General features: G+C 32.2%; 8 protein-coding genes. 2 read left to right on the plus strand and 6 right to left on the minus strand.

Going from position 1 to position 17,676, the window contains the following annotated elements; genetic code table 11:
• Window positions 1-360: 360 nt before the first annotated feature.
• From CLORY_RS10095 to CLORY_RS10115, 5 genes are all read right to left on the minus strand, one after another.
• Window positions 361-4,317 carry a S8 family serine peptidase gene (locus tag CLORY_RS10095; RefSeq protein ID WP_079423869.1) on the minus strand — a complete coding sequence of 1,319 codons (3,957 nt, stop codon included), beginning with the start codon at window positions 4,315-4,317 and terminating at the stop codon, window positions 361-363.
• 278 nt (window positions 4,318-4,595) lie between these two features.
• Window positions 4,596-6,149: an ABC-F family ATP-binding cassette domain-containing protein gene (locus CLORY_RS10100; RefSeq protein ID WP_079423871.1), complete on the minus strand. Its 1,554-nt coding sequence runs from the start codon at window positions 6,147-6,149 to the stop codon at window positions 4,596-4,598.
• Between the two features lie 447 nt (window positions 6,150-6,596).
• Entirely contained in the window at window positions 6,597-9,926 is a 3,330-nt protein-coding gene (locus CLORY_RS10105; RefSeq protein ID WP_079423873.1) for an ABC transporter permease, read from the minus strand.
• 1 nt (window position 9,927) lies between these two features.
• Window positions 9,928-10,632 carry an ABC transporter ATP-binding protein gene (locus tag CLORY_RS10110; RefSeq protein WP_079423874.1) on the minus strand — a complete coding sequence of 235 codons (705 nt, stop codon included), beginning with the start codon at window positions 10,630-10,632 and terminating at the stop codon, window positions 9,928-9,930.
• Window positions 10,633-10,713: 81 nt separating this feature from the next.
• Complete coding sequence (locus tag CLORY_RS10115; protein ID WP_079423876.1) at window positions 10,714-11,319, minus strand: TetR/AcrR family transcriptional regulator; 606 nt, start codon at window positions 11,317-11,319, stop codon at window positions 10,714-10,716.
• 372 nt (window positions 11,320-11,691) lie between these two features.
• Between CLORY_RS10115 and CLORY_RS23040 the strand changes: the two genes are divergently transcribed.
• The gene (locus tag CLORY_RS23040; protein ID WP_139376012.1) at window positions 11,692-11,862 is read left to right on the plus strand and encodes a hypothetical protein; all 171 of its coding nucleotides are present in this window, start codon (window positions 11,692-11,694) and stop codon (window positions 11,860-11,862) included.
• Window positions 11,863-12,282: 420 nt separating this feature from the next.
• Here the strand turns inward: CLORY_RS23040 and CLORY_RS10120 are convergent, their stop codons facing one another.
• Window positions 12,283-16,014 (minus strand): alpha-L-arabinofuranosidase C-terminal domain-containing protein, encoded by a 3,732-nt coding sequence (locus tag CLORY_RS10120; RefSeq protein WP_079423878.1) that lies wholly within the window; start codon window positions 16,012-16,014, stop codon window positions 12,283-12,285.
• Window positions 16,015-16,313: 299 nt separating this feature from the next.
• Here CLORY_RS10120 and CLORY_RS10125 point away from each other — a divergent pair, with 299 nt between their 5' ends.
• On the plus strand, window positions 16,314-17,645 hold the full coding sequence (locus tag CLORY_RS10125) for an MATE family efflux transporter (protein WP_079423880.1): 1,332 nt from the start codon (window positions 16,314-16,316) through the stop codon (window positions 17,643-17,645).
• Window positions 17,646-17,676: the final 31 nt, after the last annotated feature.

Consider the following 17,676-nt stretch of genomic DNA (forward strand, 5'->3'; position numbering starts at 1 on the left):
TTACCCCCTTTTAATTTTATGAAAAAATATAACTGTATATGGTAAATATAGTTTTTACGTTATACAGCATATAATCATCATTGCCACATTTTTTATATATTAGTAGTAATTATATACAAATGTGATTATACACCTCAAAAATGTTACTTTATACACTTTATTCATATTATTTGTAAATTTGTTATTAATTCATTTATGTTATGTCACCAGTTACAAATTAATAATATTTTTATATTATAATACCAATTTAGTATAAAATTTATATTATACTTTTTTAATAATGATTAACTTTTACATAAAAATGACCCTCCAAAGATATGGAAGGTCATTTAGACACGTAGAGACTTTACTCTCTTTTATTTACTTTTTAGATTTCTTAACAATAGTAAATATTTTTTCAGTACTATTACCTGCCATGTCTACAGCTCTTACTTTTACAATTGTCTTAGTACCATTCAAGATTATTTTCTTTGAAAATACAGCTTTTTTAGTGTATAGATCAGTTGCATTGCTCTTTACAGCATCACCATTAATATATACCTGAGGTAGATAGAACTGATCTGCAGCTTTTACTTTTACTGTATAAGTCTTGGCAGAGTTAGACACATACACCGTTTTGGTTTCTGCATTAATTACTGGTTTCTTTGTATCACAATATAGATTAAGTGCATATTCCTGAATCTTTCCTGTGCAATCTTCTACATAAACAGGTATCTTATTTAATCCTTGTTTAAGCTTCACAGTTGTACTAAATGATAAATTCTTAGCTACAGCAACATCTTTGCCACCTATTGTAAATTTATTTACATCAGTGTTCAATTCACCTTTTATTTTAACGGTACTCTTATTATAGAAAGTTCCTTCTCTTCTTACACCGACGAAATTAACATATAAATCTTCAGCTTTTACAATTATATTAACTCCATCATTTGAAAGTACCTTTCCATCAAAATCTACTGCAGCTACATTAACGCTGTGAGTTCCTGCTTCTAAATTCTTTAATTCATAGTGCGTGTCTGTTATACCGGTAGCTGCCACTACACCATCAACATATATATTGTAGCTCTTTATAGTACTAGCATATTCACCAGTTGGTTCATATGTTATGTTGACCTTCCCGCTGTCAAAATGCTGCCAATCAGTAATTGAAGTAATCTTCACTGCCTGCAAATCAGCAGTCGAATTTGCTGTAGCTAAATTTCCGGCATTATCCAAAACATTTACCTGTATATCATTCAATTGTCCATCAAGATCAAGATCTACAGAATACACTCCATCTTTATCAGGAGTAAGACTCAAAATACTCTTTCCATTCTTGTCAGTATAGTTCTTATTATTTACTTTTATATTAAATGTATTAGTATTAATACCTGAGAAATCATCTTTAGCTGTAAATTTTAAAGTATATTTCTTTGAACCAACAATTTTTGAAGATACTATATTTAATGCTGGAGCAACCGAATCTACCTTTATAGGAAGTTCCAAGGTCTGACTCTTAGCATTTTTATAGTCTATATTAGTAGTAAATTTAAAATAATACTGTCCATCTTTTACCTTTTCATACTTGCCAGTTTTAGAATTATACACAGTTAAGTCCCATATCCATTTTGAATCAGGTGAATAGTTGTCATCTTTAAGAGGATCAGCAGCACTTGAAGTAAATAGATCCTTTATCATGTCATAATCAACATAAAGCGTTCTTACTACCTTATGATTCTTGTCAACTATATCCAGCTTCATGTTTTTAGCATCCCTTAATAGTGCAATCTTTGGAACTACTGTATCCCCTGTCTTAGTTGACACCGCAATATTCTTTTTGTTTACAACAGAGTTTCCATTCTCATCTACAGCCTCTTGTCCAAGCAAATAATCTGTAGCAGTATCATAAACTCCTGTAACTCCAAGATAACTATCTTTATCCCAAACAGGCTTATCTATAATTGGAAGTGAACTCCAGTTTCCATAGAAGCCCATATAAGGAACACTAAGAGTTTGTCCTCCATCCTTTGAAATAAATTTCACAAAGCCCTCAACGAAAATATTCTTCTTTGTTTTACTTGAGAGTGATAAAGTAACGTTAACAGATGCATTCTTGCCAGCAGCCACAGTTATCTTCGATTTACTGAATGAAATCTTAGACCCACTTACAGGAACATCATAAGACATAGTATTTATATCGTTTCCCTGCTCTGTCATTACACCACTGAAATCATTTAAAGCATAAGTTCTAGATTCTTTACCCATATTAGTAAGGGTTAATTTAAAAGTAGCTTTGTTGCCCTTAAGCTGTTTAAGTGCCACCGATGAAAGTCCATCGCTATTTCTTACAACTACATCAGCATTTACAGCTGCTTCAGCATCAGCAAGCCCTGCACCTTGTCTTCTTGGTGAAAATGGAAGCTTTTTATCTGTATTAGTATCCATCTGGGGTACCGAAGTATTCATCAGTATCGTTTTAGCTAATTCAGCTTTGCTGTATTTTGAATATGCTTTTAGATTTAGGTCCTTCAAATGTTCTACTAGTAAAGCTGTTATTCCAGCTGTATGCGGCGATGCCATAGAAGTACCTGACATATATCCATAACTGTTATTATTAAGAGTAGAATAAATATTTCCTCCTGGTGCTGTTATTTGTGGTTTAAACTCAAGATCAGGTGTTGGGCCCCAAGAAGTAAAATCAGACATGTTGTCTTTTGTTGGATTATCTATTGTTACTTCATTTCCTTCAAATTTACCTTTTAAATTGCTTCCAATTAATGCTTTAAGCTTCTTTCCATCTGTGTTTGTTATAAACATAGCTGGTATAGTTTCCGCTGGATCTGTAACCATACTTACATAACTGTTATCTCCATCCTTGTTATAAATTATAGCAGCTACTGCTCCAGCCTTTTGTGCATTCAAAATTTTAGTTGTAAAATCTATTGTTCCCCTTTGAATAAGTGCTATTTTTCCATTTAAGTCTTTACCTGAAAAATCTGATGTATCGCCTATACCGCAGTCCACAATGTCATAATTGTCCTTAAGGCTCCCTACTGGATTATTAACTGACAAAAGATATGGTATATCTCCACTACTTTTGTCAGAAGTATAGGATACAGCCGGATATTTAACTTTTGAATTTTCATAGGACGCTACTGATAAAGCTTCTTTTGCAGTAGAAGGAGCACCTACCAATGATGTATCCACGACATCGCTCAATTTATATGGATTCGTGGAATAGGTATCATTTCCAGCAGAAACTACAACTACTACTCCATGCTTTTCAGCATTTTTTATAGCTGCTGACATTGGCTCATCATCTTCTACAAAACCTGATGAAGATCCTAAACTCATATTTATTACATCTGCCCCATGTGCAACTGATTCATCTATCGCTTCAACTATATCATCCGTTGAGGCTGAAGGATAATCTTTGTCATTAGAGAAAACTTTCATATCAAGAAGCTGAGCTTCAGGTGCTACACCTTGTACCGCTTTGCCTGAATCTACTTCATCTTGTTTTCCGTTAGCTGCTATAATACCAGCAACATGCATACCATGGTCAACACCAGTAGAATCTTTGACATCATAATCATTATCAGCAAAATTATACGCATATGGTACTTTAGAAGTTAAATATATTCCTGGTCCTTCCGGATATTTATCCTTTATCTTAGCTTTAGAGGAATCTGTAAGTCTCATATCTTTATGATCAGCATCAATTCCGCTATCTATAACAGAGACTACCATTCCCTGTCCTTTATATTTTGAGTTCTTCCAGACATCATATACTTTTGTAAGTTCTTTAGCCGAAGTCATATCCGGCTTATATGATTGGGCTACAGATACACTATCAACTCCTGCTATTTTTTCAATTTTACTCACATCTTTATATTTTACTTCTGCACTAAAACCATTCATAACATAAGTATACGTTCTTTTTATTTTTATATTTTTGTCTACTGCCGTTACTTTATTCTTTAATGTTTCCTGCTTTTTTACAACACTTTGGGACAGCTTGTACTTGTTTGTAGCTGTTAATGCTTCCATTTTTCCGCCATTAGCTTTAGATTCTAAATCCAGTACACTAGATTTCTTTAGCTTAACTATTACCTTTACATTCTGATCAGGCTTATAATTTGGCTTAGCAGCGTTTTCATTAATCACCTTTTGTAATTTTGCTTGGCTAGTTTTGTAATTCTTATACTGAGTAAGCACTTCATTTTTGCTACTTGCTGCATTATTGTTACCTTCTCGTTTTGTAACTGCTCCAGCTGGCATTGTTGAAAAAACAAGCATTGCAACAGTTACTAGTTTAACAAGTTTTTTATTCTTCATTTTTTTACCCCCTTTTCAGCATCTCAATAATTTAAGAATCTTCAAATATCCCCAATTAGAAAATGCCTATATAAAACAATCTAATTATAACATAATATGGAATATTATTTTCATTAGCTTTAAATTTTGGCAATGTGTAAATTATGAGCAGACAATCTATTAAATTTGTATTAATTTATTAATATTTATTTATTTTTATGTATAAAATCAAAATCGAATTTAGTTATAGTTATAAATTGGATAAATATAGCCCATAAAGACTATATTCATCCAATTTATTATTTTCTATTCTCCATATCCCATACATCTGTGACCCACTCTTCATAAAATTCTTTCTCATGGCAAACGACAATTACAGTACCTTGAAAAGCAATTATAGCTTCTTTTAGAGACTTTTTGCTTTCAACATCAAGATGATTGGTTGGTTCATCTAACAATAGCCAATTGCCAGGCTTCATCATAAGCTTACACAACCTGACTTTTGATTGCTCACCACCGCTTAAACTGCTCATTTTTTCGGTAACATGTTCCTGCCTCAATCCGCATCTGGCTAGTGCCTCTCTTATTTCTCTATTGGTTTTATCCGGAAACTCCTCTCTAACCTCCTCCATAGCTGTTCTATCACTAGCTTTAGTTTCCTGTTCAAAATAAACAGGATAAACATATTCACCAAATTTAATTTTTCCGCTTAGTGCTGGAATGACTCCCATTATGGTTTTCAGCAAAGTAGATTTTCCTATCCCATTGCAGCCTGTTATTGCTATTTTATCTTCCCGCATCAAGTTTAGATTCAAGTTATTCATTACAGGATGATTATACCCTATGCTCATATCCCGAATCTGTAGAATATGCTTTCCAGACGGCCTGCTCATCAAAAATGAAAAATTAGCTTTAGGATTAGTCTTAGGCTTTTCCATTCTGTCAATTTTGTTTAGTTGTTTTTGTCTGCTTTGTGCTCTTTTGGTAGTCGATGCCCTTACAATATTTTTATTTATAAAATCTTCCATTTTAGCTATCTGCTTTTGCTGCCTATTATACTCTTCTATATACCTCTTAGTTTCAGCCTCCTTAAGCTTTAAAAACGTATTGTAGTCACCTTTATATCTTTTAAGAATAGTAAATTCAATATTGAAAATTACATTGGTTATTCTATTAAGAAAAACCGTATCATGAGATATAACAATAAAACTGTTTTTATAATTTGTTAAATAGTTCCCAAGCCATTCAACATGTTCTTTGTCTAAATAATTTGTTGGTTCATCTAGCAGCAGAATATCAGGTTTTCTTAACAGCAGCTTTGCAAGCCTAACTTTGGTCTTTTGTCCTCCACTCAACCTTCCCATTACTGTGTCCATACCAAAGTTATGAATGCCAAGTCCATGGGCCACATTATCTATTAGACTATCCATAGAATAGAAATCACTAGCATTTATTTCATCCTGCAGCTTTCCCATTTCATTGATAAGTCTTTCAGTCTCCTCATCATTATTTGTTGCAAGTGAAAGTCTGTTACCGATGGAAATCATCTTTTCTTCCTTCGTATATAATTCTTCGAAAGCACTCTTTAATATTTCATTTATAGTTTTTTTATCCTCACCTTCATCCATATGTTGATGAAGATATCCTATATGCTCTAAACCTGCACTGCATGTTATCTTTCCTTCATCTGGAATCAGTTCTCCTGTAATAATATTCAATAAAGTACTTTTCCCAGCACCATTAGCTCCAACTAATCCTGCATGCTCGCCTGTTAATAGCTTGCAGGATACATTTTTTAATATCGTTTTATCTCCAAATCCAAAATTTATATTTTCTAAACTTAATACACTCATTTTAATATCACTCCTTCTAATATCACCGGGTATAACTGAAGTCGATGCTATAAACTATAATTTTTCATTAACTCTACCCCAGTAACAAAAAAGAAAGAGGAACACAGTTCCTCTTTCTTTTTCATATATAATCCAAATCTTATTACGATATTTACAATATATCGTTATTAATTCGAAAACTTTCCTTTTGAGCATGGTACCTATGCTCAAAAAACAAAAAGAGTCTGTCATCAATTTACAATTCTATTCAATTAGCAGCTAAAAAAGGGTAGACTCCTCCCTCTGTTAAGCTAATCTAATTGCAAGAACCATAAATTGACACACGACAGACTCCATCTCCTTCTAATGAAAGGGAACATTCAAAAGCTAATGCTCCCAATTAATCAAAGTTTTCTAAATTTAATAAATACAATCTTATTATATACATTTTAAATCAAAATGTAAATACTACTCCGCACTTTTAAGTGATTCTATCATATCTATTCTATCAAACTTTCCATACATAGCTGCATTTACTATCAATGAAAAACATAGTGTAAGAATAAATGCATATAAAAAATAAATCGGTTTAATATATCTAGACATAAGCATTACATTTGTCTCAGCAGTACTCAGTACAAAATTATCCATGACTATTCCAAGTAACAATCCAACAAAAGCTCCAAGTACAGTTAAAATAATATTTTCTCTATATACATATCCAGCAAGTTCATTATTATAGAAACCAAGAAGTTTTATTGTTGCAAGCTCTCTTTTTCTTTCATTAATATTTATGTTTGTTAGATTATATATTACAACAAAAGCTAAAAGTCCTGCTGATATTATAAGTACAAGTACTACCTTATCCATGCTCTTCATATTCTTCTTGAAATCAAAGTGTGAATTATTCTTAAAATTTGTAGAGTTTACCTCATCAATCTTTGAAACTATTTTTGAGGTCTTATTCTGACTGTTATCCGAAAGATTTTTTAACAAACCATAAAATCCATTAAACTCTAACGTTTTTCCAGTTAATTTTTCATAATAGCGCGGACTCATATATACATAATGCTGTATATAATGTTCAGTTACATCATTTATTTTGGCACCAATAGTCTTATCATCCAGCTTTATCTCTATCATATCTCCTTGCTTTTTGCCTGTAAGCTTAGACAGCTTTTTAGTTATTATAACTCCATTGTCCTTTAATTTTATTTGTTTATTATTATTGTTAAGCTCTATATATTTATTGATATCATTTTTACCTTCAGGTACCAGTACATATATGTCCTCTGTTCCTGAATTTTTATTTTTAATCGTTGCATTTTCGGAATGCGTGAACAATACGGATTTAATATTACTATCTGCCATTATTCTGTCTTTTACTTTCTCCATTCTGCTGCGGCTTACATCCTCCGTAAGTGTAGTTTGCATGTTATATCTATATATCTTATTAAACTGTCTTTCTATTGAGCCTGTTATACCACTCTTCAAACCAAAACCAGTAAGCATAAGTCCAGTACACGCTGATATACCTATTACCGTCATAAAAAATCTCTGTTTATATCTTAATATATTTCTAGCAGTAACTTTCTGAGTAAACTTTAATCTACTCCATATAAATGTAATTTTTTCTAATAATATAATTTTTCCTGCCTTGGGTGCCTTCGTTCTCATAAGTGATGCAGGAACTTCCCTTAATTCATCCAGTGCTGCTAAAACCGAAGCTGCAGATGTAAACACTATAGCTATAGCTGCTGCCTGAATTGCCAGACTAACGTTAAATGGCATTATACGATAGGGTATAGTATATAGCGAACTATATGCGTTCATTACAAGTGACGTAAATATCCTGAACCCTAACATTACTCCAATTATACTGCCAATAGCACTTGCCGAAATAGAATATATGAAATAATGAGCTGCTATAGCTAACCTTGAATACCCAAGAGCCTTAAACGTTCCTATCTCTATTCTGCTCTCCTGTACCATTCTAGTCATCGTTGTAAGACTTACCAGTGCTGCAACTAGAAAAAATATCATTGGAAAAACCTTTCCTATATTATCAATTCTACTACTATCCTGCCTATAGTTCTCATAACCCAAGTTTTGAGATCTTCCGAGTACATACCATTTGCCACTCTTAATATCCTTTATCTTATCTTTGCTTTTTCTGATTTTTTCTTTTGCATCAGCAAATTTACTATTAACTTTTTTTTCTTTTTTCTTTAGTTTTATAGCATTCTTCTGAATTTCTTTTTGTCCATTAGAAAGCTGTTCCTTAGCCTGCTGAATTCGTTCTTTTCCTTCTTGTTCTCCTTTTTTTAGTTCAACTTCTGCTTTAGTAATCTCTTTCTTACTATTCTCAATTTGCTTTCTACCAGCATCCAATTTCTCTTTACCAGAATTAATCAACTTCTCCTTGGACGCTAACTCTTTTCTTCCTGCTATGAGTTTTGCATTAGCCTTATTAAACTTATCTTTTATGGATTTTATGTCGAAAGATTTATTTATTATTAATAAACTTCCATCTGACTCCATAGAGCTATACATACTATCAAAGTTTTTTTCTTTTATATCATTGTCGTATACAGTTTTTAAAAAGGTATACTGTTGAACATTATTTGTAGCTTTAGCCTGATTTATACTTTTTAGTATTGCTTTTCTTATACTGTCTACGGCCTGCTTCTTTCCGAGAATCAAATCATTTTGACCTTTGTCTAACTCTTTCTTAGCTTCAGCTATTTTGTTTTCTCCATCTGTAATTTGTTTCGATTTTGCAGTGATTTCTTTCTGAGCCTGTTTTATTTTGTTCTTTCCATCATTAATTTTTTTATATCCAGCAGCTATTTTATTGTTGAATGCTATCTCTTCACTATTTAGTTTATCTTTATTATCAATAATATCCTGCTTTGCATCCCTTATCTTCTTTGAAGCTTCATTAAACTTCTTAGAAGCTTTTTTCTGTGCACTATTAAGCTTTTTTTCAGTTCTTTCTATTTTTTCATTTGCATCTTCTACAATATCTGAATACCTTATTTCTGACTGCCTTATTCCTAAAGTTTTAATTTTCTTTTCAATAGCTTTTAATGCTTTCTTGTAATCTTCATTAATAAACAGGCTGTTTTTTGCTTCCTTATAGGTTGTTTTAATATACATTTGTGAATACACTTTACTCTTAAATACTTCTGGTAATATATATACAAATCCACTTACAGTACCATTTCCAACTGAGCTAAGCTGTCTTTGTGCTGAAACATAAAGCGGTGAATCTGCAGTACCAACAATCTTAAATTTTATGTTTTTTAAACTATCCTTTAAATTACTGTCATCACCCGAAGTAAATGTTATGCTATCTCCTAACTTAAATCCATTTTGTTTTAGAAACCTTTCTTCTACTACTGCTTCATTCTTATTGAAAGCTCTTCTTCCACTAACTATTTTCAAATCATTTATTACATTTTTTTGCGGCAATGAATTCACATTTAGAACAAAGGGTTTTTTATCTTTCTCAACCACAGCATCAATCGAATAAGCTCCCTCCACATTTGCTATACCATCAATATTTTTTACCGCTGATATATCTTTTTTCGTTATGCCTAAGCTAGACATCACTTGAAAATCCATTAAATTATTTTTATTAAAGTAGTAATCACCAGACAGTTTCATATCCGGACTGGCAGCTCTTACTCCTGCATAAAACGATACGCCTAAAGCTATTATTATCACGATAGACATGAATCGAGATATAGTTTTCTTTATATCCCTAAAAATATTTTTATAGAAAGTCTTGCCCATCTTACCACTCTATCCTTTCTATCGGAATAGGTTCAGCATTTACAGCAATACTCTCAATATTCCCGCTTTTTACTTTAATAACCTTATCAGCAATTGGCGCTATAGCAGAGTTATGAGTTACAATAATAACAGTCATATTCTGCTTTTTAGATGTATCCGAAAGCAATTTCAGTATTGATTTACCAGTATTATAATCCAAAGCCCCTGTAGGTTCATCGCAAAGAAGAAGCTTGGGATTCTTCGCCAGTGCTCTTGCTATAGATACTCTCTGCTGCTCTCCTCCAGAAAGCTGCGATGGAAAATTAAACATTCTATGTTCCAGCCCAACATTTTTTATCACTTCTTTAGGATCAATATGATCTTTACACATTTCTACTGCTATTTCTATATTCTCTAAAGCATTCAGGTTTTGTATTAAATTATAAAATTGAAAAACAAATCCTATGTCCTCTCTTCTGTATTTAGTAAGCATCCTTTTGTTATATTTACTTATATCATTTCCATCTACTAGTATATTTCCACCACTGACTTGATCCATACCACCTAGAAGATTTAATATAGTAGACTTTCCTGCACCGCTAGCCCCTAGGATTATTACTAATTCACCTTTATCTATAGAAAATGATACGTTCTCCACTGCATTGATAGTAACCTCTCCCATTTTATAGGTCTTTTTAACATTTTTTAATTCAATAAAACTGCTCATATGATACCTTCTTTCCAGTCATTTTGTGAACCATAGTTCGCTTTTAAGTCAAAAGAACTGCTACATCTACTGAATAATTTATTAATAGCTTATTTGTTCATTTAATTTTATTTCTAAATCTGTATAAAAGATATCGATTATTTTAAGGATTAATTGTTTCACCTCTTCTCCATCTTTCTTTTCTCTTAATATTAGGCTGATACTTTCAACCAGACTATAAGACAAAATATATATTATATAATTATTTTTTTGTTCTAACTTCGTTAACTTCATACGGAATTTCATGTTCTCTGTTACTATTCTCGTTATATAATCAATAAAAACGCTTTTACAATTTTCATATTTTGAGCCTGCACTTTTATTTAGCAAAATTGAAAGTTCAAGACTATTCTCTTTGAATATTTCAATAATCTTATCCATTAAAGCAATAAATATCTTTTGTGCATTTTCGTTAATTTCTACTTTTCTAAATTGACCTATATAGTCCATAAGTTTGTTGTATACACCACCTATAAGTGTCTCATATAAACTCTCTTTGCTATTAAAATATTTATACATATTTCCAACTGAAGTGCCTGAATTTTTTGCTATAACCCTAATAGATGCACCCTTATATCCTTTTTTACTAAATTCTATCAGAGCCTTTTCAATTATTTTTTCCCGTATTTCATCTTTTAAATATTGCATTAGAAAACCTCCGTTCTCTTTTAACAATTATACTGTAGCTTAATTTCACTGTCAACATCTCATTATATTGCTATATATTTTTTTAATTTTGTAATCATTTTCACTATTTTTATCAATTTATTAGTGACTTTGAAGAAAGGGAATATTTTTATCTATTAGTGGCATGCTAAAAAATAGTATCCATTATTATTTTAGAAAATAACAGCTACTTAGAAAAAATAGAAACAAAGATATACAATCAATAAAAATTTGAGAGGAGGTATAACTGGTTTCTGTAGGAAGTTGAGTATAAATCTCAACGAAAAGATAAAACTGTGAATTAAAAATTGTGAAAAGTTAATTGTCATAGTTTTAGAAACCAGGCAATTTTTTATGGATAATAATAAAAGCAGAATAAAAGACCATCCAAAATCTAATGCTGAATTAAGAAAAATGTATCCTAAAATTGGTGCCGAAATAGGTATGGAAAACGGTGTAAAACTAGGCTCTCATTCGAATGGAAAAAAGTATACAAAGAGATCAAAACTGTCCCATAATAAATAAAAAATGGTTACACCCTATGTCGGCTAATTCCGCTGCGTTAAGCAATTTCACCGCATCTTTTAGTCAAATTTCCTAATGGCTCATAACTCGGCTGCGCCTCAAACAATTCGCCATCTTAACGGAAATTTGCCTAAAAGACACGGATAATTGCTAAACTCACTCCAAATGCCTCCGTCGGGTGTAACCATTTTTAATGCCCTGACTCTTAATATTCACAAAATACTCTTATTATACTGCTTCTGTTGCCTTCTTATCTTAATTCACTAACTTCAAAATATATTACTGTTTCTTTTTAACTTCTTCGTAAAAATGCTGTACCGTTTTTTCATTTAGCAACCACCTTTTTTACTTTATATAAAAGTATCTTAGCACTATCCAAGAGTTATCCTCATTTTTAATTTGCTGTAAATTTATCTATAATTAGATATCCATTACCAATACATTTACAGAATTAGCGGCTACAGTTATTACTGCTGAATTGTTAGATATCACTATCTCATTTTCTACAGGTACTACTTTCTCATCATTCTTTTTGTTTACATCTTGAACATTAACAAGGTCAGAATCAGCTGTTAGACTAATTAACTTACCTTCCTTAGCAGCTGTTAGGCCTTTTAACTTTATTTCAGTTAATTTGTCCACATCATCTGGATTTACAAGTTTGATGTACAAATGTTTATCATCTCTTGTAACAGAGCTGAATATATCTCTATTATATGCTTCCAATTTATAATTCAAAACTCTGCTTGTAGTTTTATCAGTTCTGTAGAAGCAGATAAGATTTCTTCCACTAACTCCGCCATAGTTTACAGTAATTGAATACTGGACATTGCTTGCTATTTCTTCATCGCAGCAAGCCCTTAGATTACCAGCAGCTGTACTTGATGAATAATCGCCTAATCTATAACCTTCCACTCCCTGCTTATACACTTTTACTGCAGTCGTATTTCCATCGTAGCCAACAGCGTATTCTATTACATCCTTTTTATTATGAATGATATCTGTTAGTCCTACACCTACATAAAAGCCATCAATTCCCGATACTTTTACAGCCTCAACTTCAACCTTGTAATTTGTCCAGCTATCATTCATTATATACAGACCATTAAGTCCTTCGCTTTGACCTTTTAATATTAATCCTTTTTCAGCATCAAGTTCATAGCCTATTGAATCAGGTATAACTTTCCATGCAGAATCTAAAGCTTCTGTAAAGTCCTGATTAAAAAGTACATCACCCGTTGTATTTGATGTGACTTTAATATTCTTTACAATTATCTCCCCATTTCCTGCTGCAATTTCAATTCCGCCATGAGGTATGAGCTTTTTAAGCTTACCATTTACATAAGTTGAAAATGAAGTAGCTAATAGCTTCTTACCAATATATTTTGCAAACAACTGCTGTACATAATAAGTAGGTGTAAGCCATACAGTTTCATCATCAAACCATATACAATCTGGGGTCCATCTGTAGCTGTTATCTGTCAATACTTTATTAAACAATGGAGCTGTAGCCGCCAATCTTACTACATCGGAGTTATTCTCAAACCCAGTCATTACTGCGGCTTCCGCAATAGCCCCTGCTAAAGTATTCTTGTCGGTAGATGCGTATTCACCAACAAATACCTTGGAAGTTTCAGCATTATTGATACTGCCATCCTCATTAAAAGCTCTGTAATAATAGTTGTATCTATCTGCATTATTCAGCAAATAATCATTAGAACGATAATAATGTTCATCAGCTATAGTTTCCATATAATGTTTTTGATCCTTATACCAAGAAACATTTTCTTCTATACTGCTTTCTCCATCTGTAAAACTAACTTTAGCTGACCCTTTGTAATTTCCTATCAAGAACTTCCATCCTTGTTGATAAGCATCATCATCTGCTTGAGCACCTACTGTAGATATTATATTAAGTTCATGGGCAGGATAATTTTTTTCCATATACTTGTCAATTTCAGCTTTAAATATCTCAAAGTTTGCAAAAAATTCTGTTCCCCAGTTTTCATTTCCTACTCCAAGATAGTGTAAATCAAATGGCTCTACATGTCCCATTTTTTTACGTAGAATCGCCCATTTATTGCTTTCAAAATCTGTACTGATAGCAAAATCGATTAAATCTGTAAAATTCTTAATGTACTTATCTCTTAATTTTCCTCCAGCTGGATTAGCATAATCTGACCTTGCCTGACACAACACTCCGCAAGCCATGACAGGAAGAGGTTTAGCATTTAAGTCTTCTGATAACTGAAAATATTCCATATAGCCAAGCCCCATTGTCATAACGTAACCCCATACATTGTAATTTTCTTTACGTACTTCAACATCACCTACAGACTCTTTCCAATTATATACGTTCTCCCATATATAAGATCCCTCTGAAATACATCCACCAGGGAAACGAAGAAAGGTTGGATGAAGCTTCTGAAGTGACTTAACTAAGTCGCTTCTAAGTCTGTAATTTGGATTGCCAATGTAATTTGAATGAGCCGTTCTAGAGTCTGGTTCGCCCTTAGCCCCCCAAACATCCTCAGGAATTAATGATACCATATCAACTGAAACCTCGCCGCTAAATGATATAGTAAGCTTACCAAAAGCTGACGAAGAACCTGTTAAAACAACTTTTTCATCTATTCCATATTTCTTCCACTTATCTCCGTCTTCTATTTGAACTTCTACTAAATTACTAATAGCTTTATTATCTTTATCCTTTAGCTCTAATATCAGCTTGCCACCCTTCTTAGATTTTGCCCATATTGTAAAATCATATTTTTCATTTTTTCTGATACACATTGAACAATTCCGATTAGTATCTGCAAAACCTTTATTGTATATTGTAGTTCCATCAGCAGCAGTTATATAATATGCATTTACATCTTTATCCTGAACATTAAAGTATTCATTTAATCCGCCTGCATTTTTTACAGTAACTTTATCTAAATCTCCTGACCATCCATCAAGTGGTGTATGCTTTCTTCCTGTAGACTTTGCATCCATTCCTGATGCAGCTGAATAAGTATCATATATAAAGGATTCAAACGAACGATTTTTAACAAGCTCAGCATATATTCCGCCATCAGCTGCATTATTGATATCTTCATAGAATAAGCCATATAATGTATCACTAATATCTAACACTTCATTATTTCCATCAATATTCAACGTGTACCCTGGTAATTTCTCTGGCAGCACTGTTAAATTAAAATTCTTTTCTAATTTAAATTGGCCTTTCTTTATTGCCGCTGTGATAGTGACACCCTTAGGTTTATTAACAGCTTTTACAAAGCCCTCGTCAGAAATTGCAGTTACATCATCTGATTTCCATGAAACTTCTACTTTTCCGCTCATAAGAGATCTTGGAAATACTATGTCCTTAGTTACAATTTTAGCTGGAGCTGAAAGATATTTGGCTTCCGCTAATCTTACAATGCTTTCATCACTTAGAGAATCACACATAACATCTATAACTTCATCTTGAGTTAACCCTGCTTTGTAAACACGGAAATCTGAAAGATAACCGCAAAAATCAACATCAATATCATGTTGAGACATCCCAATGGTGTTATTTGTATAATTTTGTCTATCAGTAAAAGTATCAAACCACTTACGTAATTGTGCATAATTACCACTAGAAGTTTGACTGATAAAACCGTCACCTGCTTTCTCGCCATTTACATAGACAATTGGTCCAGCACCGCTTAGTGTTCCTCCTTTTGTTCCTGTAATTGAAAGTGCCACATGAATCCATTCTCCTGGTGTATACGTTTTTCTAGGATCTGCTGCAAGTTCCGTTCCTTCAAAACATACCCCTCTTAAATTTCTTGTTAAAAAAACATATGGGCCTTTAGATCCTTTTCCGAAATCAAAAATTCTCTCCCATACACTTGATACTTTACCTAAATACACCCATGTTGAAACAGTTAAGCCTGTATTGTCATTTATATCTCCCAGTAGATTTTCAGGTAACTGTATATATGAATTATTATGAGTTCCGCCACTGAACTTTGCAGCCTTTCTCCCACCTATTGTAATAATCGTAGGTCTTATATTACCAGAAGGTACTCCATGATTACCCTTTCCAGAACTGTCTTTGCCTACATTTGCATTATCATCAAAATTATATTTAGCTATAAGGTATTTGTCATTAAGCATGGTAGAATATCCCCTTTCATATTAAAAACATGTTCTTTTTTATCAGCATTATTTAAACTTCTTTTAAATTGTTTTAATTGTTATATAAATATTAAATGTTTTACTATATTTTAAAATATATTTATCTATTTTGCAATTATTACTTTTCATTTTTTATAAAAAAGTAGGTTACTATTTATTTATCAGTTCAAATTTAAAGCTAATATAATACCTTTTTGTGAAAATAGTCTTTATGCTATAATAATTGATGCAGCAAAAATAATGTACTCATACTTATAGAAATGGAGAGAATTTTTACTATGACAAGAGATATGACTTCAGGCAATCCAACTAAATTATTATTAGAATTTTCTATACCTATGCTTATAGGGAACTTCTTTCAGCAATTTTATAGCATGGTAGATACTATCGTTGTTGGAAAAACAATCGGTGTAGACGCCCTAGCAGCTGTTGGTTCTACAGGTTCTATCAATTTTATGATAATAGGCTTTATCATTGGACTTTCCAACGGTTTTGGCATAATGGTTGCTCAGCGATTCGGTGCCAATGATAAAAATGGAGTAAAAAAAGCAGTTACTATGTCAGTATATCTCTCTCTTTTTATGGCTATAGTAGTTACTGCATTAAGCTTAATCACTTCAATGCCGCTGCTTCGTTTATTAAATACACCAGCTAATATAATCCATGATGCAAATCTTTATATTAGTATTATATATATCGGAATAATTGCAACTATATCCTATAATCTTATCGCATCTATATTGAGAGCATTTGGTAATAGTAAAGCACCTTTTTATATAATGATAATTTCATCATTAGCAAACATAGTATTTAATCTGCTTTTTATATTAGTTTTTAAATTAGGAGTTGCAGGCTCTGCTATAGCTACAGATTCAGCTCAAGTGCTTTCCTGTATACTTGGTTTTATGGTACTTAGAAAACACGAAATGCTGAAAATAAAAAAATTAGATTGGACAATAGATTTTACTATATTAAAAAAGCTTTTTATTTTAGGCATTCCAGCTGCGATTCAAAATTCAGTCACTGCATTAGGGTGTATGTTACTTCAAGCGATTGTAAATGGGTACGGTGCAATTTATGTAGCAGGATATACTGCAGGAACTAAGATCATGTCACTAGTAGAACAGCCTGGCATAACTTTTGGACTAGCTATGGCCACTTTTTCAGGTCAAAATCTTGGTGCAAAAAAATACGATAGAATTAGTTTAGGAATACGGAAATGTATTAAAATGTCAGTTATAGTTAATATAATTATAAGCTTACTTATAATTATATTTAGACATCAGATAATAAGCCTGTTTGTTTCTCCAACTGAAACTGGAGTATTTAAGGTTTCTGGTCAATATATGATTGTAACTTCTATTTTTGTGTGCGATTTAGGACTTTTATTCATCTATCGTTCAGCCCTTCAAGGAATGGGAAACACTGTAATACCTATGATTTCAGGTGTGCTTGAACTAGCATTAAGACTATTATTTGGTCTTACTCTGCCAATATTTATAAGTTTTCTTGGAATCTGTTTTGCGGAAGTATCCGCCTGGGTCGGAGCAGAACTACTGCTTATGATTTCGTATTATATTATGATTAGAAAATTAAAACATAAGTTTTAAGTTCTTTTTCTAAAATAAATGGACTCGCTCA

This window comes from Clostridium oryzae (assembly GCF_002029235.1).
GTDB lineage: Bacteria > Bacillota > Clostridia > Clostridiales > Clostridiaceae > Clostridium_AE > Clostridium_AE oryzae.

Excerpts from the sequence above, each read along its gene's own strand:
- CLORY_RS10095 (WP_079423869.1), bottom strand. The coding sequence starts at position 4,317 with ATGAAGAATAAAAAACTTGTTAAACTAGTAACTGTTGCAATGCTTGTT.
- CLORY_RS10100 (WP_079423871.1), bottom strand. The coding sequence starts at position 6,149 with ATGAGTGTATTAAGTTTAGAAAATATAAATTTTGGATTTGGAGATAAA.
- CLORY_RS10105 (WP_079423873.1), bottom strand. The coding sequence starts at position 9,926 with ATGGGCAAGACTTTCTATAAAAATATTTTTAGGGATATAAAGAAAACT.
- CLORY_RS10110 (WP_079423874.1), bottom strand. The coding sequence starts at position 10,632 with ATGAGCAGTTTTATTGAATTAAAAAATGTTAAAAAGACCTATAAAATG.
- CLORY_RS10115 (WP_079423876.1), bottom strand. The coding sequence starts at position 11,319 with ATGCAATATTTAAAAGATGAAATACGGGAAAAAATAATTGAAAAGGCT.
- CLORY_RS23040 (WP_139376012.1), top strand. The coding sequence starts at position 11,692 with ATGGATAATAATAAAAGCAGAATAAAAGACCATCCAAAATCTAATGCT.
- CLORY_RS10120 (WP_079423878.1), bottom strand. The coding sequence starts at position 16,014 with ATGCTTAATGACAAATACCTTATAGCTAAATATAATTTTGATGATAAT.
- CLORY_RS10125 (WP_079423880.1), top strand. The coding sequence starts at position 16,314 with ATGACAAGAGATATGACTTCAGGCAATCCAACTAAATTATTATTAGAA.